Annotated in this window: 19 protein-coding genes; 5 read left to right on the top strand and 14 right to left on the bottom strand. The window is 44.7% G+C overall.

Going from position 1 to position 18,664, the window contains the following annotated elements:
- Positions 1–22: 22 nt before the first annotated feature.
- The 12 genes from HI950_RS02730 to HI950_RS02675 all read right to left on the bottom strand — a co-directional run bounded on the left by HI950_RS02730 (position 23) and on the right by HI950_RS02675 (position 9,635).
- On the bottom strand, positions 23–655 hold the full coding sequence (locus tag HI950_RS02730) for a DUF1405 domain-containing protein (RefSeq protein ID WP_169082222.1): 633 nt from the start codon (positions 653–655) through the stop codon (positions 23–25).
- An 88-nt stretch (positions 656–743) separates the two neighbouring features.
- On the bottom strand, positions 744–1,613 hold the full coding sequence (locus HI950_RS02725) for a menaquinol-cytochrome c reductase cytochrome b/c subunit (RefSeq protein WP_169081704.1): 870 nt from the start codon (positions 1,611–1,613) through the stop codon (positions 744–746).
- Positions 1,614–1,631: 18 nt separating this feature from the next.
- Positions 1,632–2,303, bottom strand: coding sequence for a menaquinol-cytochrome c reductase cytochrome b subunit (qcrB, locus tag HI950_RS02720; RefSeq protein ID WP_053376377.1), 672 nt, complete (start codon positions 2,301–2,303; stop codon positions 1,632–1,634).
- A gap of 16 nt (positions 2,304–2,319) precedes the next feature.
- The gene (locus tag HI950_RS02715; protein ID WP_169081705.1) at positions 2,320–2,850 is read right to left on the bottom strand and encodes a Rieske (2Fe-2S) protein; all 531 of its coding nucleotides are present in this window, start codon (positions 2,848–2,850) and stop codon (positions 2,320–2,322) included.
- Positions 2,851–3,091: 241 nt separating this feature from the next.
- Positions 3,092–3,514 (bottom strand): DUF2487 family protein, encoded by a 423-nt coding sequence (locus HI950_RS02710; protein WP_169081706.1) that lies wholly within the window; start codon positions 3,512–3,514, stop codon positions 3,092–3,094.
- A 197-nt stretch (positions 3,515–3,711) separates the two neighbouring features.
- Positions 3,712–3,894 (bottom strand): IDEAL domain-containing protein, encoded by a 183-nt coding sequence (locus HI950_RS02705; protein WP_169081707.1) that lies wholly within the window; start codon positions 3,892–3,894, stop codon positions 3,712–3,714.
- A 22-nt stretch (positions 3,895–3,916) separates the two neighbouring features.
- Positions 3,917–4,423, bottom strand: coding sequence for a gamma carbonic anhydrase family protein (locus tag HI950_RS02700; protein ID WP_169081708.1), 507 nt, complete (start codon positions 4,421–4,423; stop codon positions 3,917–3,919).
- Between the two features lie 102 nt (positions 4,424–4,525).
- Entirely contained in the window at positions 4,526–5,701 is a 1,176-nt protein-coding gene (locus tag HI950_RS02695) for a hypothetical protein (RefSeq protein ID WP_169081709.1), read from the bottom strand.
- 198 nt (positions 5,702–5,899) lie between these two features.
- Positions 5,900–6,478 carry a histidine phosphatase family protein gene (locus HI950_RS02690; protein WP_187768015.1) on the bottom strand — a complete coding sequence of 193 codons (579 nt, stop codon included), beginning with the start codon at positions 6,476–6,478 and terminating at the stop codon, positions 5,900–5,902.
- 71 nt (positions 6,479–6,549) lie between these two features.
- Positions 6,550–7,152, bottom strand: coding sequence for an anti-sigma factor family protein (locus tag HI950_RS02685; RefSeq protein ID WP_169081710.1), 603 nt, complete (start codon positions 7,150–7,152; stop codon positions 6,550–6,552).
- Positions 7,149–7,745, bottom strand: coding sequence for an RNA polymerase sigma factor (locus HI950_RS02680; RefSeq protein ID WP_169081711.1), 597 nt, complete (start codon positions 7,743–7,745; stop codon positions 7,149–7,151). Before HI950_RS02680 ends, HI950_RS02685 begins: the two co-directional genes overlap by 4 nt.
- A 438-nt stretch (positions 7,746–8,183) precedes the next feature.
- Positions 8,184–9,635 (bottom strand): HEAT repeat domain-containing protein, encoded by a 1,452-nt coding sequence (locus HI950_RS02675; protein ID WP_169081712.1) that lies wholly within the window; start codon positions 9,633–9,635, stop codon positions 8,184–8,186.
- Positions 9,636–9,771: 136 nt separating this feature from the next.
- On the opposite strand from HI950_RS02675, the gene HI950_RS02670 reads away from it, so the two are divergent.
- From HI950_RS02670 to HI950_RS02650, 5 genes are all read left to right on the top strand, one after another.
- Positions 9,772–10,644 (top strand): AraC family transcriptional regulator, encoded by an 873-nt coding sequence (locus tag HI950_RS02670; RefSeq protein WP_169081713.1) that lies wholly within the window; start codon positions 9,772–9,774, stop codon positions 10,642–10,644.
- Positions 10,645–10,765: 121 nt separating this feature from the next.
- Positions 10,766–12,337, top strand: coding sequence for a spore germination protein (locus tag HI950_RS02665; RefSeq protein ID WP_411268066.1), 1,572 nt, complete (start codon positions 10,766–10,768; stop codon positions 12,335–12,337).
- A 40-nt stretch (positions 12,338–12,377) separates the two neighbouring features.
- Complete coding sequence (locus tag HI950_RS02660; RefSeq protein ID WP_223285114.1) at positions 12,378–13,472, top strand: GerAB/ArcD/ProY family transporter; 1,095 nt, start codon at positions 12,378–12,380, stop codon at positions 13,470–13,472.
- A 5-nt stretch (positions 13,473–13,477) separates the two neighbouring features.
- Entirely contained in the window at positions 13,478–14,665 is a 1,188-nt protein-coding gene (locus tag HI950_RS02655) for a Ger(x)C family spore germination protein (protein ID WP_169081716.1), read from the top strand.
- 435 nt (positions 14,666–15,100) lie between these two features.
- A complete protein-coding gene (locus tag HI950_RS02650) occupies positions 15,101–16,432 on the top strand; it encodes an ArsB/NhaD family transporter (protein ID WP_169081717.1) in 1,332 nt (443 codons plus the stop codon).
- Positions 16,433–16,736: 304 nt separating this feature from the next.
- Here the strand turns inward: HI950_RS02650 and HI950_RS02645 are convergent, their stop codons facing one another.
- Both HI950_RS02645 and HI950_RS02640 read right to left on the bottom strand, forming a co-directional pair.
- On the bottom strand, positions 16,737–18,011 hold the full coding sequence (locus HI950_RS02645; RefSeq protein WP_169081718.1) for a family 8 glycosyl hydrolase: 1,275 nt from the start codon (positions 18,009–18,011) through the stop codon (positions 16,737–16,739).
- Between the two features lie 179 nt (positions 18,012–18,190).
- Positions 18,191–18,640 carry a MarR family winged helix-turn-helix transcriptional regulator gene (locus HI950_RS02640; protein ID WP_169081719.1) on the bottom strand — a complete coding sequence of 150 codons (450 nt, stop codon included), beginning with the start codon at positions 18,638–18,640 and terminating at the stop codon, positions 18,191–18,193.
- Positions 18,641–18,664: the final 24 nt, after the last annotated feature.

The following is an 18,664-nucleotide window of genomic DNA, read 5'->3' as shown; positions in this document are numbered from 1 at the left end:
ATCTATGAGGGGATGTAGAGCGTTATACCTTCTTTCTAAAGCGCCACACAAGCAATGCCGCAACAAAGCTAAAGAGGGATAAACCATATGTAAAAGCACGTACAGCCGATAGATCATCATTTAATTCGTCAGCAAGATACGGGAATATTCCAAACGTGTAGTCCACCGTATCATTTAGAAGCAGCCAGCAAGTTGCCAATATCAGAGCTGCAACCCCCGCTTTCATAAAACGGAAAAAGAGCAGTGCCTCGAATGCCATTCCCAAATGGGAGGCAATGAGCATGTAATGCTGCCAGTGCAGCTCAGAGCCTTGCCATGCTCCTGCAACAATCATGGAAACGGCCCATATCCCGTATTTGACGGAGCATACGACAGCCAATGCTTCTATAATACTGCGGCCGATCCTTACAAGACCATAGGACTTTTGAGGCGGAAACAATAAATAGAGGAGAGCAATCGTGAAAAACAAGCTTGCCGTCGGGGAATCGGGAACAAATATGATTTGCCATAGCGGATGGCTTTCCAGCGTATCGATTAATTGAGCTTCGTACCATATGTACCCGTAAATCGTGCCGCCCAAATTGACAAGAAAAAGCAGCCATAAAAAAGGCCGGCTAAGCAAAAATTCGCGGCTCCAGAAATAAGTGAGCATGATGAACCACTACTCCTTCGACATAAGCTAGAATGATCAATTCGAGAAAAAAACCTGACCGTGTAATACGATCAGGTTTTTCATAAACGGTTTATTCAGCAGCCGCTTTTTGTTTGGATAGCCAAGTCGTGAGCTGGTCGATTTCTTCGGCAGACAACGTTTCAGCAAATGGTGGCATGCCGTTACGGCCGTTTGTCACTACTTCAACGAGCTCTTCCTTCGTCAATCTGTCGCCTACGCCAACCAGGCTTGGCACTGAGCCTTGACCTTTCAGGTCAGCTGCGTGACAGCTAACGCATTGCGCTTGCTTAGCGATATCCATTGCTGGATCATTCGCATCAACAAGGGAAGCTTCGACTGCTGGCTTCGTGTAGTTCGGACGCTCTTTACCTGCTTCCGCAGCTTCACGAGCCTTCTCTTCACGTTCATGATGCTCTGGCACTTGACCGTTGATTTCCAGCTGGTGCTGGTAGTGGTCCCAAGAAACAACTGTCAAGTACACGCATGCGATTAGCGTTAGCCCCATTAATGAGGATGCAATTGGACGACGGTAGAAGCGGCGCTCCTTGCCTGTGTCCAAAAACGGTGCAAGCAGCAATGCGCCGAACATAACAGCCGGTACACCTACTGTACCAAGCAAGATGTAATCTTGCGATACGTATGGGTATTTCAAAAATTGATACAAGAACAAGAAATACCAGTCCGGCATCGGTATGAAAGCCGCATTCGTTGGATCTGCTGGATAGCCAAGCGGTGCCGGCTCAGCGATAACCCATACTAGAAAGCCGACCAACACAACGCAGCCAACCATCCATTCCTTAAGCAGGAAGTTCGGAATAAATGCTTCCGATTTACCTGGGAACGATGTATAGTCCGGAGGAATGTTCGGATGGTTGCTTTTCTTAACACGCGAGTCGCCTACAAAGACAACCTTCTCATTCGAATTATGACCATGTGCCATAAGTAAGCCTCCCTTCGCTTAAAGTGGTCCCGAAATACCTTGTTTCCGAATCATGATAAAGTGCGCTGCCAACATGGCAATCAACGCGCCAGGCAAGAAGAATACATGGATCGCGAAGAAACGAGTCAGCGTTTGCGCGCCTACGATATCGCCCCCGTATAGGAAGGAAGCGAGATATGGTCCGATTACCGGTACGGATTCAGCAATTTGGACACCAACTTTTGTTGCGTAGTAAGCTTTGTTATCCCAAGGTAGCAGGTAGCCTGTGAACCCTAGGCCTAACATGATGAAGAAGATCAGCATTCCGACAACCCAGTTCATTTCGCGCGGTGCCTTGTAAGAACCGGTAAAAAACACTCGAAGGGTATGTAGGAACATCATAACAATAACTAAGCTTGCCCCAAAGTGGTGCATGCCTCGAACGATTTGTCCGAATGCAACCTTATGCTGCAAGTAATCAACGCTCGCATAAGCGTTAATGATGTCCGGAACATAGTACATCGTCAAAAACATGCCGGACAAAATTTGAATAACTGTGATGAAAAACGTCAAGCCACCGAAACAATAAACGAACGCAGAGAAATGATGCGCCGGGTTGACGTGCTCAGGCACTTCATGGTCAGCTACATCTCTCCATAGCGGCGTAATGTCAAGACGTTCGTCGATCCAGTTGTATACACTTTTAAACATCTGCAATACGCCCTCCTTACGTTCTTGTATTCGGCATTACTGGACCCAGGTAAACGAATCCGTCTTCAATCTTCACTTCGTATTCATCCAATGGATTTGGTGCAACCGTAATGTTTTTCCCGTCTTTCGTGTAGCGCGCATCGTGACAAGGACAATCGTATTCATTTTGCCCCTTCGTGTTCCAGCCAATTGTACAGCCCAAGTGCTTACAAACTGGAGAAAGTGCAAAAATTTTACCATTAGCATCCTTTGAAATCCAAGCTGCAAGCTCAGGATCACTTACGTACCAACCATCGATCTGATGAATTTTAAATTTAAATTCTTGCGGTTCGTTCGTAATTTTGCTCTCTTCCACAACTTTTACGTAAGTGCCCTCACCCTTTTTTACAAGGAGTGGGTCCACTGCAAAACGAACCATTGGCAATACCGCGCCACCCATCATAAATGCAGTTGTGCCGCCGAGCGTATATGACAAAAATTGACGCCGGGACATTTCTTTGCGCTGAACCGGTCGATGCGCGGTCTCGTGTTGTTCATGGTTACTCATCTTCTGTTCTAACCCCCTTTGCCAACCATATCTCGCGTCTTGCCGCAGGGCAAAAACACATGACGAACTAGGACATAACTTATAATAGCCTAGGTGCTTGGGAGCGTCAAGAATATGGCTTCATATTTGAACGTTTATCAATTTACCGTTCAATAATTTGTTATCATTTTGTCACATTTGACCTTGTCTGGCATTTGTTTTCCCCAAATTTTGATCATATTATACGGCAAATTCAAGAAGTTCATGTAGCTTGTCCGCTCCATAATGCGCGAATGCGATTCGATACATCCGCTTGAAGCGGCAATTGGCCATCCTCTGTCGGCTGGAAGACTAAATCAACAGACGGACAATCGATGCCGAACTCCTTATTTAACGAAACAACGATGACGTAGCGGAAGCCAGCCTGCTTCACAGAAGCGCACCACTGCTCGATATGAGCTGCAAAGTTTTCGCTATCTTGAATGTAATGCCACGCAGGATAAGTAACTACTCGTCCTTTAAACGGTATTTCAATTAAATCGAGTAAATCCCTTAGCCGCTCAAGCTGCTCAGTCGCCTCGTAAGGCTTCATTGGGTCAACCATCCCGGTTACTGGCAGCAGACAGGTGTCCAAATAGGGACTAAGCTCCTCCCATTGCTCCTTCGCTATTTCACTAAACTTCATCCTTTTACACTCACTCCTTAACATAATGACAGCATTCATCAACACGACTGCTTCTATGTTAACTTTATTTCTTTTGATTGCCAATTGCTATATTCAGAAAAAAAAGCTTTCCGGCATCTGAAGCGAACGCATGCGTCCACTTCGGCTGGAAAGCTTTTTGCGTGGCATCGCCATAGATTAGTCTAAGACGATTAACGCTATTTTTTGAGAGCATTCAACTGTTTCGCAAGACGGTAAAACGTATCCTCGTCACCTGCGGCCAGTGCTTTGTCTATTGCCGTATAGATTTGATTGGTTTGAAATTTCAATACCGCATCGTCCAGCACAAATTCTGCGGCCAAACCTAGCATCGCTTCATACGCTACTTTCATTTTGTCCATAGGATACACCTCCAAACCGGCGTTAAGAGATCCTATATTCTATTCCCTTTGTCACGTAGCTCTCCATCGTCTTTCTCATGCGCTGTAGATCGTCCTCTGTCAATTCTCTTACGACTTTGGCGGGTGAACCGATAGATAGAGTATAGGGTGGTATTTTTTTATTCTCTGTAACAATCGAACCGGCTCCTATTAAAGCATATTCACCAATGTCTGCGCCGTTAAGTACGATTGCCCCCATTCCAATTAATGTGCCTTTGCCTATCGTGCAGCCGTGTATAATAGCGGCGTGTCCGATAGATACCTCATTATCTAGTATTAAAGGCTGATTAGTATTTAAGTGACCGACGACACTATCTTGTATGTTGCAGCTGTGACCAATCTTTATGGGAGCGAGATCTCCCCGCAGCACCGCATTAAACCAAACGGTGCTTTTCTCCCCAATCGTAACATCGCCAATGATTTTGGCGCCTTCTGCTATGTACACATCATCATGAATGTTTGGCATTATGCCTTTGTAAGGAATCAACATCTTTTTATCCGCTCCTCTGATCCTTCAAATATAAATAGAACGCCAAGCTTTATCGTTAACTCTAGCTTATATTTGAGTGTACACCAAGAGCGGATAAAAAAGTCATCGGAGCGTAATAGGTCCAGACTCCTCTATGCTGACGCCAGATACGATGGCTCTGCCCGCTTTCGTCATTTTTACAACTGCCCCATAGACAGGATGCTCGCCAAGCCGCAGCAGACCTAGATGAACCATCATCGTCATCACGCGCTGCTCTAGGATCGTATTTGCATCGTCATAATAGTAAGGCTTAATGAACGGAACGAGCACGCTTCGCAGCGATTCCACGGTCACCCATTCGTCTGCTAGTGCGTGGATCCAATGCACGAGTGAAAGCAGATGCGTAATCGGTCCCTTATATAGTTTCAGCCAAAACCGATAGATTTGCTCTCCTTCGCCAGAAGGCTTGTTTAATATGCGTTCCTCTCCAGCACCGGTGACCGTCAGTATCGATTGATTCTCGCTAATATACTTAGCGTAATAGCAATAATCGTAGATGAACGACAATCGATTCGGATACTGGTTGAAATGTCTGCCATAGCCAAAGCGCCAAGCTCCTTTGGCCGGTAGCTCCTCCTGAACGCCGAACTGATCAAGCAGCTGCATCGTAAACCTTTTGTACATCGAGCCATCTGCCGTCAGCTGAACTTCATTTTGCCGTATGTAATGAAGCAATTGTGTAATGTCTTCTTGAAGCAGCATCTGCTCATCGCGGTACACAGGCGGCTCGTCGGCATATTGCAGGCTTGCAGCGAATCGCTTCGCTAACGTATTGCGAAACCTAGCTTTCATATCGATGGGTACCTGAAACAAATACCTGCTCGGACCGCTAAATCCGTTAAACAACCAGCCTTGGTGCTTAAACTTTGCAATCATTTCCCTTGGGCTAAGCGGTTTATCGACTGCCTCTGCCTGTTTTTTTGCTCGTTTTGATTTTTTGGGAGGCTCTGGCTCCGGTTTAACAGCTTCTTCCCCAAATCTGCTTTGCTGAACTCGAGCGATCAAGTCCTCCAGACTAAAGGAATTTCGCGCTTCGAACAGCAAAGAGTTCAGGAAGCGTAAATCCTCCAGCTTCATGCTGCTTATTTGCGCTTCAAAGACATCATTCCGACTTACGGTAGAGAGAATGGACTGTATCAAATCGTTTTTGGAATTTCCGTTGCACTCGCAACGGTAAACATCAGCAATCCTGCTAAGCTGTTGAATGTCTGCATAACCTAGCATATCCGATAAATTCATAGCTCTCTCCTTTCTGCAAAAGCCGCTTTTTTTGCTGCTAGTGGCCTGATTCGTAAGCGTACTGTGTAATGGATAAGCGTCAATTAATATCATTATGGGAAAATATCTATTTTTTTATAACCTAGCTTGCCTGGAGTTTGAATAAAAAAAAGAGTCTCGCCTTCATAGTGATGAAGACGAAACTCTTTGACGATCCGTTTATGGATTTAAATGTAATGTGCAGTTGTAGAGCTGCGGATGCCATTTCTCATCCCTATGCTCCAAAATCGAGTAAGAAAGGTTGGATAAATGCTGATCCCCAAGCTCAGTGCAAAGCTCTGCCAGCAATTGCGCAAGGAAGCTGCCGTGAGATACAACGAGCAAATTACGGTCAGGATGCTCAACCTGCCACTGTTTAAGCGCGCTTATGCCGCGGGCTCTAACAGCAGCATCCGGCTCAACGCCTTCTGCTGCATCACGCCACCCTTTGCCCCAACGGGCATGGCGCTCCTGCTCCTTCGTTCCTTCAACCTCACCAAAGTAACGCTCCCTCAAACGAGGATCACTCTCCAGCAGAGGCAAATCCAGCTTCTCCGCAATGATCTGTGCAGTCGCATAGGCGCGCTTTAGATCGCTGGAAACGATGGCATCCCAAATTCTTGCTTCACCGCTTATCCGCTCAGCTAATGCGTTCGCTTGCGCTATGCCCTCTTTATTAAGCGGTATATCGGTCTGTCCTTGAATTTTCCCTTCAGCATTCCAATCCGTCTTGCCATGGCGTACTAATCCGATCAACAAGTCTATATCCAGCTCCTTTTCATTATGTATACAACAAAAAGCTCCCGAAGGAGCTTTACGAAAAAGCAGCATTAGCTTCGCGTTCTAGACAGCCAATTTAAAATAAGCAGCGTCATAATGATGCCGAGCAATGACAGTGCCACGTAATATTGCGGAAAGGCAGGCATGACCTTTAGAACAAATGGATCACTGATGCTGGCAACCGGAACCTCTGCATAAAAACCAGCGGTAACTACCCCGTCGCCGGATGCGTTTGCCGTATCCATCAATCCGCTTAGCTCAGCAACTTCCGCTTGAGAGGTTCCCGCCTGATTATCAAAGATGAATACAAAAAAAGCACTCGCAAACATAGCCATGCAGGCTGCAATGATTAACGCAAGATTTCGGCGGAATGATTTGGAGAAATGATAGCTTTTGTGCGCTACTGGCATCAACCAGGATTCCTCCGCATAAATGCGATCCATTACACTGCGATTTACATGCTCGGTCGGACCTAATGTATCCTCCTCCTCGGAAAGGAAGCGGATCATATCCTCGCTCTCTTCCCAAAGGCGGAACTGTTCCGCACATTCCGTGCATTGCTGCAGATGAGTTTCTATCGCTACCCGGTCCTCATCATGCTCAGATAAATCCCAATATTCGCCGAATTTGTCTTGCGCATCGTTGCAATTCATCTCGTATTCATCCCTTCGAATTCTTCCATCATCGGCGTTTGTCCGAAATACGGCTCCAGCTGCGTCTTCACGCTTGCTCTCGCTCGGAAAAGCAGTGATTTAACGGAACTGACCGTTTGCCCCAAAATATTAGCGATTTCTTGATAGTCCAGCTGGTCATATTCCCGAAGAATAAGTGCTGAGCGTTGTTTCTCTGGCAGATTGTTTATCGCTTCGCGTACCATTGCCATTCGTTCATTCCGCAAAACATGCTGCTCCGGCACCGCATCAAGCGCGGCAACAGGCTCGAATCCGGATTCATCGAGCGATACATGAGCCGATTTTTGCTTGCGAAGCTCGCTGAGCACCGTATTTCGGGCTATCGTATATAGCCATGTCGAAAAAGAAGCATCCAGCTCACGAAACGAATGGAGACTGCGATAGGCTTTATAAAAGGTTTCGGAGCACAAATCCTCAGCCAGCAGCTCCAGCTTCGCACTCTTCAGCATATGATATATAAAAGCTAATATTTTACGTTGATAGCGCCGCATAAGCTCGGAGTACAGCTCGACATTGCCATCCTTTATCTCACGTATTAATTGGGAATCAGTCATGACAGGCGAACCTCCTCCACCTGCGGATTATTCCCGAACCGCCATACTACATTGTACCGGCCGGGGAACGAAAAGTTGCGGTCTTTATCATAAAAAATTCAAAAAATACGAGTATACATATTATTCGTGTCTCAAAGGCAAATTCCTGCTTCTTTCGACAAAAGGATAATATACAATATTTTTACAAATGAAACACAAACGATGAGATCGAAAAAGGAAGAAATCAGCTTTACAAATTAACCAAATATTATTTAAGCGGTTAGCTTTTGTTCATTTACGTCCCCCTCAACAGACGCTTTGCCCTTAAAAAGTATAATAGCGCTACGACCTTTGTATGCCTTTAAAAAGATAAAAAAACAGGCTGCCGCGAAGGGAGCCTGTTTCTTTATGCCGATAGGATGCGCTTGATCACTCCGCATTTTTCGTCATGATGAACCCTCAAAATGCACTAGCTTTGTTCGTATCGGGGCACCACCTGGCTGATCGGTAATAACGCAGCAACACGTCCACTGCCTCATTGGTTCTCAGGTGCGTTAACGCTTCGAAGGCATACGCCCTCACATATCTGTCGGTGCTGTCCAGCGCTTTGCTAAGCGCGGAAATTACCTCGTCTGCATCCCCGTATTTGCCGATTCGCAGTAAGGACAATGCTGCCGCGTAGCCGAGCTTATTTTTGATGTAGCTCTGACCATACCCTTGGCTTAGCTGCTCATCCCTAACTTCCCGCTCTTTTGCCACCGCCTCCTCAAGCATTTGTGCCAGCGCGGCAACAACATGCTTTGGAGGCTCAGCGATCATCCCCAAAGCTTCTGCAGCATGGCGACGGACAGATTCATTCTTGTCCGTTAACGATTGAATAAGTCCAAGAAGTATTTCATTTTTAGGAGCGCCATTCATTCCTAGAGCAAAGCAGGCTAGCGTTCGTCTCTCCCCATCAGCATGCTCAAGAAGGTCAATTAATCCGCTTATTGCATTCTCGCCTGCAGCGACGATGGCATAGGCGGCGCGCTTGGCTGCTTCGTACGTGCCCGTGCTAATGACATCATGTAATTTTTGAATGCCTGCATCGCCTGCAGTTGCTAGTGTATAAGCCGAGTCTATCGCGATATTCTCTGTTTGAGATTGTGCTAAGCTTGCCAATTGCTCAATATCCATGGAAATATTCGCATCAGAGATTCCCGGTTCGCCCCTCATCCAATCCCAAATGCTTTGCCATAAAGGCAGGCGAGACTCAGCCTCTCCCTCTGGAATCTGGAAGCACTCCATTTGGTTGTTCCAGCTTGGAGCCGTCGGCGCCTTTAATCTCGCAAATTGGAACTTCAGCATATAACGGTCCCTATTGGACGTATTAAGGGATGCTTTATGCCATAGATCAAAGTGCACAAGCACCATCGTACCCGCCGGTCCGGTTGGCAGCAAATAAGGGTGTTCGTCGCCAGTATATGATTCATTATATTGAGAGCCTGGCATAATCGCTGTTGGACCAAGCTCCTCGGTGACATCCTGCGTATAATAAAAGATCATCGCCCACCATGGGCGATGGCTTCGCAGCGCGCTCCAATATCCATCCTTATGCCATTCCCCTCCGCCTGGGTTCTGATTGGAAGGCTGATTATAATGACAATGGCGGTGAGGGTGCAAATAATAATCCGGTCCAAGAATGCCCGTTAACGCACCCTTCACAACCGGTGTATCAAAAAACTTCTGAATATCCGGCACTCTCGGCAAAATGTTATTTCCGGGATTGCCCTCTTCATGCAGCACTTCATGAATCTGCCTCATTACCTTCTGGTGAAGCTCGTCTGGCAGCTCATTGTTTAAAACTAAATAGCCTTGCGTTATGAATTGAATAATTTGTTCATCAGTCAGCAATTTCAAATGATGTTGCATTTATAACACTCCCTATTTAATCTTATAACTACAGTATTTACTGTATGTGATAAGCCAATAGAAGTATTTAGCATGCCGTCATTTATTTGCACAATCGACGGATGATTTTCACATATGACTAACGGAGGATACGAGCATGCCCTTTTCCGGATTCCACCCTTACGTTTATTACGCGACCCGCTACCCTTTTGCCAAAGAACAGTCCAGCTTTCTTCGGATCTGTTATTCAAGCTCGATCTATTTAATTAGCGAGGGCTTCGGCAAACTGAAAACGAACGGACGATCATATGAGACTGGCCCTGGGACCCTCGTCCATATCCCTGCCGGGCAGCAGCATGAATGGCTCGCGGACAAGCACCAGCCAATGGTACATATATGCTGTTATTTCGATTGGCGTTACGTGGAGAGACAATCGATATCGGATTGGGCAGCACCGATCTGCTATCAACCGAGCCAGCTTCAACACTCGCTCGTAGGACCTGCATTTCCTTACTCGATCCCGGAGATCATTCATGTGGACGCCATCCGACCTTGGATCGATCACTTTCAAAGCTTCTACAAATCTGGGGAATTTACTAACGAGAAAACCTTTATGAGGAGCTTGGCGACCCAGAGAAATTTTCAAACCTTTATCGATTATTTCTTAAACGTCATGCTGAAGGAATCCCATATTCCCGACCCAAGAATCGGACGGGTGCTTGATCAAATGGAACAAAATCTATTGGGCGGAATTAACCATCCCCCTGCATATTATTACGAGGATCTAAATATGAGCCGTGGACATTTTTTTGAGCTTTTCAAAAAAACGACCGGGTATTCACCCATCCAATTTATGAATCGATATCGGATTGGCCGCGCGATGGAGGATTTGCTTCATACGAGTCTCAGTATTACTGAGATTTCTGACAAATATCATTTCAGCTCCGTCCATTACTTTTCACGGCTTTTTCATAAACAAACCGGTCAGTCGCCGCGGGATTATCGATCGTCCGAGCAATTCAAAAGGTAAGGAATGATTATTTTCGCGGCGTACAAATCCTGACAGTGGCGTCAAAGCATTTTGCATAAATTAGACGTTATAAATCAATAATACCAAGGAAAACTAATACATTTCTTTGGAGAGAAGGAAGATTACCATTATTCGTTTATTTAAGAATAAACAAAAGAAAATAATCCCTCCGTCTGCCACAACTTTAGATTTTGATAGCCCTGCTGAGCATATAAGTCAAAATATGGTTGAGAATGAGACGCTCTTTAGAGATGTATTTCGCAATTGCTCCGATATCCAGCTACGGCCTATTCAGATCAATGAACAGATGAAGCTTTTGATCATTTTTGTCGAGGGTCTTATTGACGTTAAGACTCTTGATAGCATCATTCAAAAACCGCATTTATTCCAAGATAAGCTGCAAGGAGATTTAGCTGAGGAAATTAAGAAGGAAGCGGCCGCAATTGCTTCAACCAAAACCTCAGCATCAACATCCGAGATCATCAAAGCCATACTAAAGGGCAATGTCGCCATTCTGATTGACGGTGAAGCAACCGCATTGCTTGCTGATTTAGCAAGCTCCGAGAAGCGCGCTATACAAGAGCCAAGCTCAGAAGTCACTCTCCGAGGGCCAAGGGAGGGATTCACAGAGTCGCTGCGGGTTAACACAAGCCTAGTCCGTAGAAGAATTCAAACGCCTCGCTTGAAATTAGAATCCACCATTATCGGAGAGCTTTCCCAGACGATTGTCACCATCGCTTATATTGAAGGGATTGCCCAGAAATCCATCGTTGATGAGGTGCGGGAAAGGCTCGGCAAAATTAAAATTGATGCCATGCTTGGATCCGGATACATTGAAGAGTTTATTGAGGATGCCCCTTTCTCCCCTTTCCCGCAGGTACAAAATACAGAACGGCCCGATGTGACAGCGGCCGCCCTGCTGGAAGGTAAAGTTGCTATTATGGAGGATGGTTCTCCTTTTACGCTTATCGTTCCAATGACGTTCTGGGTATCGCTGCAATCGGCTGACGATTACTATGAGCGGTTTTTCTATTCGACGGCCATTCGCTGGATCCGCTATGTCCTTTTATTAATCTCGCTGTTATTGCCTTCAACTTATGTAGCGATCATTTCCTACCATCCGCAGTTGATGCCGACAAATCTACTGCTCAGCATCGCCGTAGCTAGGGAGCCAAGCCCATTCCCTGCTGTAATAGAGGCGTTTATTATGGAATTCACGTTTGAAGCCTTGCGCGAGGCAGGGGTTAGGCTGCCAAGAGCAGCCGGCTCAGCTGTCAGCATAGTTGGCGCGCTAGTCATTGGGCAGGCGGCTGTACAAGCAGGCATCGTCTCCGCTCCCATGGTAATCGTTGTAGCCGCTACCGGTATTGCTTCATTTACAATTCCGCGCTATAACTTTGGAACTTCATTCCGTCTGCTCCGTTTTCCGCTTCTAATTTTATCGGGAATGATGGGGTTTTTCGGCATTGCTTTCGGAATACTCTTTGTATTGATTCATCTTGTCAACTTAAATTCTTACGGCGTACCGTATTTCTCTCCAGTTGCTCCTCGGTATAATGGTGACTTGAAGGATGTACTCGTTCGCGCGCCTCGCTGGGCTATGTTTAAACGTCCTGCGTTCACTGGAAAAAACAAAAAACGCCTTTCGCCAAGTCCGATGCCAAATACGAAGCCTGCTCAAGACAACGAATGATGCATCTCACTACAGGAGAGAAGGAATAATTGTGAAAAATATGAGTCTATCTGGAAACCAGCTTTTTTGGATGATCTTTACGATGCAGACAGGCATGTGCCTGCTGCTAAGCATCACACCAACTATCATTCATGCTCATCAAGATGCTTGGATCTCCGTTTTGGTCGCAGGATTAGGCTCATTATTCTTAACCTGGATAATCGTCAAGCTGTGCATGCGCTATCCGAATATGACGCTTATCGAATTTAGCCGCTCCATTCTCGGAAAATGGTTAGGGAGCTTGATTGTTGTTCCTTACTTGATCAAATGGTATTCCATTTTAGGCGCTATTTTACGGCAATGCTCCGATTTCCTGCATTTGATGTTGTTTGACAGGACTCCCTTTTGGGTCTTGATCTTAATGATCGTAATCCTGCTCGTATACGTTACGATCACAAGAGGTGTCGAAACCATAGCGAGATGTGCAGAGGTCATAGGGCCTCTCCTGATCGTAACCGTGTTAATCATTTTTGTTCTTTCCATTAAATACATGGACTGGCACAAGCTGCTCCCTGTCATGGTTGATAGCAAGCCTGTTGATATTTTGAAGGGATCACTGCCTCCGATGAGTTTTTTTGCCGAGTCCACTATTCTGACCATGTTGATTGCGTTTATGACCAAACCAGCTGCTTCTATGTCAAAGGCACTACGTGGTTCAATCGTCGCTTTTATGATGATATGGATCATTACGATAGCTGTTGTCATTTCATTTGCTCAATTGGCTGCCGGAATGCGGTATCCATTTTTTGTAATGACTGGCTTTATTTCCACCATGGAGTTTATTCAAAATATTGACGCTTACGTTGTAATCATCTGGTTTTTCAGTGTGTTTATTAAATTGGCATTGTATGTTTTCGCAGCGAGCTACGGTACGGCGCAATGGCTGGGCATTAAAAATTGGAGAGCGGTAATATGGTTCGTCGTTGCGGTCGGCTTTGTTATTGCGGTCTCTTTCAAAAATGTCGATCAATCGTCCATTGATTATCCGGCAATGTACCGAATCCCCTTTGATTTTCCTATTACTGCAATCGCCATTCCTGTTCTTCTGCTTGTGGTGAGCTTGTTCCGCAAAAAAACAGCAAAAGAAGGAGGTTGACCCGTTTGAGAAAAGTCATGGGATGCACCAAGCTACTCCTCTGCCTTGCTATGATCTCACTAACCGGCTGTTGGGATCGCAAGGAGCTTAACGACCGAGCGATTCTATTGGGATGGGGAATGGACTACAAGGAAGGCAGTTACCATGCTACCGCTCAGCAAGCGACTACCTCTCAATTTAATGCAGAGCAAGGCGGGGCTGGCAAAGGAAGTTCATTTGTCACTTCGGTAGGAAAGGGAAAAAACATTAGATCTGCCGCTGACGATATGGATTTAAGGCTATCTCGCTCTTTGTTTGCGGGACATCGGAGATCGATCTTGATTGGTGAAGACCTGGCTAAACATGGGATAGCTAAAGTTGTCGACGAATATTCGCGTTATATCATCGTTCGCCTGCGTACCGATATATTTATTGTAAAAGGTGGAACCGCCAACGAAATACTTAAACAGCAATATCCATTTGAGAGGATACCTGTTCTAGGCATTTTCAAGATTCATTCCCATCTTGTCGCAGGAGCCGAAACCGCGTTGCGGGATTTTTTGATAGCCGCATCATCAGAAGGAAGTACCCCGGTACTGCCGGTGCTTCAAGTAATGAAAAAGGTAGAACTGGAAAATAAAAAAAATAATGCTAACGAATCAACCATCCAATTTGCCGGGATCGCAGCATTTGATGATCAATTGAAATTAATCGGGTATTTGGACGCAAAAACTAACGCAATGCGGCATTGGATTATGGGGAATATAAAGGATCTCTCTTTGACGCCTGACGTGCCAGAAGAAAACGGCAACATGGCCGTCGACTCGAGGCAATTGAAAAGCGATGTCACAGTTGAACTTAATGGGGAAAACGCCGTAATCAAAATTCGCTTATCTGGCAACGGGAATATTCTCGAGAACAATACGGATCTGGATCTTGCCAAGTCCGAAAATATTTTGCTTATGCAAAAAGCATTAAACAAAGACGTGGAGCAGGAAGCGTTAAAAGCCGTCCAAAAAGCGCAAAAGTTAAATGCTGATGTTTTCGGATTCGGCCAAATCGTACATCGGAAATACCCGCAACGCTGGAAAACGATGCAAAAAAATTGGAAGCCAACATTTGGCCGTGCAAAAATTGAGGTTACCTCGAATATGGTCATCAGGAAAACGGGGCAAATCGGCAAACCTCTTCGTCTGAAACCGGAAAAACAATAATGCAAGCGGAGGCTTTGATCAATATGACGGTTAAAAATAAGGAGCAGAAACGCGAATTTTCAGCCACTGCATGATACGAAGTGAATGACACATCATCGAAAAAAAGGGCAGCACTGCAAAATAAAGCAGTCTGCCCTTTTTGTACTGTATTAGATGTAGGATCCGTTAGGAAATAGTCAACTATCCATTGTAGTTAACTATCACTACGAGACAAATATCTTCAATTGATACTCGCGCATTTTAATAGGAATAGGGATATTGACCAGTACGAATGATATGTCTTGTACGTATACATACATTATATCAATACTATTAAATACATCGATAGAGGAGGTTGTGCCTATTCGCTAGCCAAGCAACTGGGACGGAAGTAAGCGCATATAAACGAAAAACTACCTAGAGAGAGAACTTCTATCCACGAAAAGAGGTTTAAGCATGCACGATTTAATGATTATCATGACACTCTGTTCCTTCTTTTTGACGATTGGTTTCATATTTTGGCGTCCCCATGTAAACGAGGCGATTCCGGCAACAGTTGGCGCTTTCTTTGTTCTTCTCAGCGGCAGTGTTTCTCTAGCAGACCTCGGGCAAATTACAGGAACAATAAGTGGAGCAGCAATTACCATTATGGCAACCATTGTTATGGCAATTGTATTAGAAAGCTTTGGCTTCTTTTATTGGGCTGCAGAGCTTCTTACGAGAAAAGCAAAAGGATCAGGCATTCGTCTGTTTTGGTTAACCAATCTATTTTGTTTTCTCATGACACTCTTCGTTAATAATGACGGAAGCATATTAATTACAACACCTATTTTATTGCTTTTGCTTAAAAACATGGGGCTTAAAAATGACCAAAAAATTCCTTATCTGTTATCTGGCGCTTTAATTGCGACTGCCGCAAGCGCCCCTATCGGCGTAAGTAATATCGTAAATTTGATCGCGTTAAAAATCGTTCATATGGATCTATACATGCACACCGCGATGATGTTTATTCCAGCATCATTAGGTCTTGTCCTTCTAACCACCCTTCTCTTTCTTACCTTTTACCGCATTCTCCCCAAAAAGCTCCCGGATGTTAAGCAATGGAATTTCATTCCCGGCAGCCATCCTTTAAAAGAAGTCGTCCAAAACGATAACCGCAACAAATTTATGCGAAACATTCTCTTGTTCGTTTTTTTTGTACGGATCAGCTTGTTTGCAGCCTCTTATTTTCACTTCCCAATCTCATTCATGGCTGTAATTGGTTCTTCCCTTTTGCTGGCATGGCGCTGGATCTATTTAAAGATTTCACCAGCCGATATGATAAAGAAGACACCTTGGTATATTCTCATCTTTGCTTTTAGCATGTATGTCATCATCTATGGGTTAAATAACATAGGACTAACAAAGTGGCTTGTCGAGCTGCTCCAGCCTCTAATATCAAGCAGCTTGCTAAACGCAAGTGTTTTTATGGGAATTCTTTTAAGCATTCTCTCCAATTTATTTAACAATCACCCTGCTTTAATGGTCGGAACCTTATCGATAATGGATATGGGACTTGATCCCCTAACCTTAAAAATCGCATATTTGGCGAGTGTAATTGGTAGTGATATAGGAGCACTTCTATTGCCAATCGGTACACTTGCAACATTAATGTGGATTCATATCGTTAGGAAAGGCGGAGTGAAAATAAGCTGGGGACAATATTTGAAGGTCACCTCTCTCGTCATCCCCATCACAGTCATTTTCACATTAGTTATTTTGTCATACTGGGTGTCGTGGATATTTTAATGAAAGAACTAACAGTTATTGGATGCGTTATTGCACATGCAAACTCAGCATCAGCTTTTATAGATAAAAAAGACCTCCAAATGAGGAGGTCATCAAAAAGAGGATTTATGCACATCTTATTTTATGCCAAAAGGAAATGAAGAGTATGGGTTTTCTCCGCAGTTCAATAAATCAATTGAATAAATATGATTTTAATGATGATGGTAAACAACAGCCCGCCAAGCGCGCACGCTCTTGACGGGCAAATGATTCTATCTCTCGATTATCCTAAACTAATGAGTTGTTGCTGAGCTAGTTGCGCTCATCATGGCTTCCACCAGTTTCCTGAGATGAAGAGCAGGTTAAGCAGGTTGAAAGAATCGCTAAAATAGCTCGATTTCGAATTTTTAATTGTGTCCCAGCCTGCATTCACCCATGCCTGGTTGTTCTTGTTTGCAGTACCAGAAGCAATCAATGGCGCCGTAAATACCGCTTCACTATAACTGTTGAGAGCAGTGCCGCTTAAGGTGTACCCTGCTTTAATGCCAGATGGCGAGTTGCCCGTCTTGCCTTTAATCCATGTCGTTACTTTATCAGCAATTGCTTTGCCTCTCGTATCGCCGTAGAGCGCGTAATCCATAACGATGCGAAGCGGTACGCGGGAAGCATTATAAAAATACTGATTCGTTTCTTTGAACTCATCCAAATAATATTCCGGTGCTGGCTTAGCAGGATTGCCGACGATAAAATCAGAAATTAAACCTGTAGACGGCGCATAAGTATTGCTAACTTGAGAATAAGCCGTATATAGGCTGTTAATAACATTCAACCAAGTTTGGTCGCCTGTTACACTATGAAAGGCGCGAAGGTGACTTAACATCCAGTCGGACGGTCTTGAATTCAGCGCGCTCTTCGAGTCCCAATCCCCAAGGTTTAGGCGATTGCTTGTCGTCACGTTGCTTGCTTTGATTGCATTAATCATTTTCTTCGCTTCAGACAAATAGTTGACCGACCCGCTTGAGCCCCACTGTTTATTCGCAAGAATTAACGAGTAAGCGATGTCCAAGTCCCCATCTGTTGCAGAGCTGAAATGGCCTTGTGCTTTTTTGCTGTCTGCCACGACCCAGCCCATCAAGCTTGAGTTTACAGAGCTCTTGAAAGCTCTAGCTGTTTTGAACATGCCATCAAAAATAGTTCTTGCATTCGCATCATGTCCTGCCATCAAGGCTGTAATAATCATCCCATAGCCTTGGCCTTCAGACGTACCGAGCGGCTTGAAGCCATCTGCACTTCCAGTAATATCCCCTTTAACGTAGTAGCCTCCTGGAAGAGAGGCCAGATTGTTTTTAACATACTTTCCTTTCCAGTAATCATAATACGATTTCACCGATGCATTCATTGTAGCTTGGCTGACATGGTTAGGTTTGATAATGCCCGGATAACTGACTTGTTGTGGAAAAGGCTTTAATTCCCCTGCTGCCCGAACGGTATCCTCTAACGATGAAGGAACCTGGGACACGCCTGCAATAACGATTGTTGCAAGGCCGATTACTGCTGCTTTCTTAAACTTGCTGGCCAAACGAAAGACACTTTTGTACATTATTTCGCCTCCCTTAAAGTTTAAGCGCTTTAACTTTTGATTAAAAAAAAAGAAAAAGTTTTCTTTTTTATGAAAATTCTTTTTCTTCACATTCAATTATTAAAGCGCTGTCAAAGGAGAGTGTATCACAAAATTTACTGGTTGAAAATGTATTTTTTGAAATTTTATTGTTAAGTCGTTCAATCTTTTTGCTGTGCTCCAAGCCCGATTTTTTTGAGTAGCTGGATCAGCTGAAGCTTTTCATCGTTATTAGCAGCGGAAAGGCTTTTGGATATTATCGCAACATGCTTGGGAAAAATCTCATTAAATAACGCTTCACCCTTCTCCGTAAGGGTAACATTTGATGTTCTTCGATCCGTGGGACTTGGTTGCCGTTTCACAAAATCGTTTTTTTCGAGCTTATCTACCACGTAAGTAATGCTGCCGCTTGGAATCGAGAAAATCTCACTAATTCTTTGGATCGGATGCGGCCCTTTGTTGTAGAGAAGCTCAAGAATCATAAAATGGTCAGGACTGATTCCGTGGCTTGCAATATCCCGCTGTACATTATCCAATATTGCCTTGGATGCTTTAGCCCAAACCCGGAAAAGCCTTAAATCGAGCTCGCTTTGCTCGTCACCTTGGTACATCAGAATACCTCCTTTTACCTATTG

This window comes from Paenibacillus sp. PL91 (assembly GCF_012935325.2).
Taxonomy (GTDB): Bacteria; Bacillota; Bacilli; order Paenibacillales; family Paenibacillaceae; genus Pristimantibacillus.
This window is presented reverse-complemented; position numbering and strand designations above follow the sequence as displayed.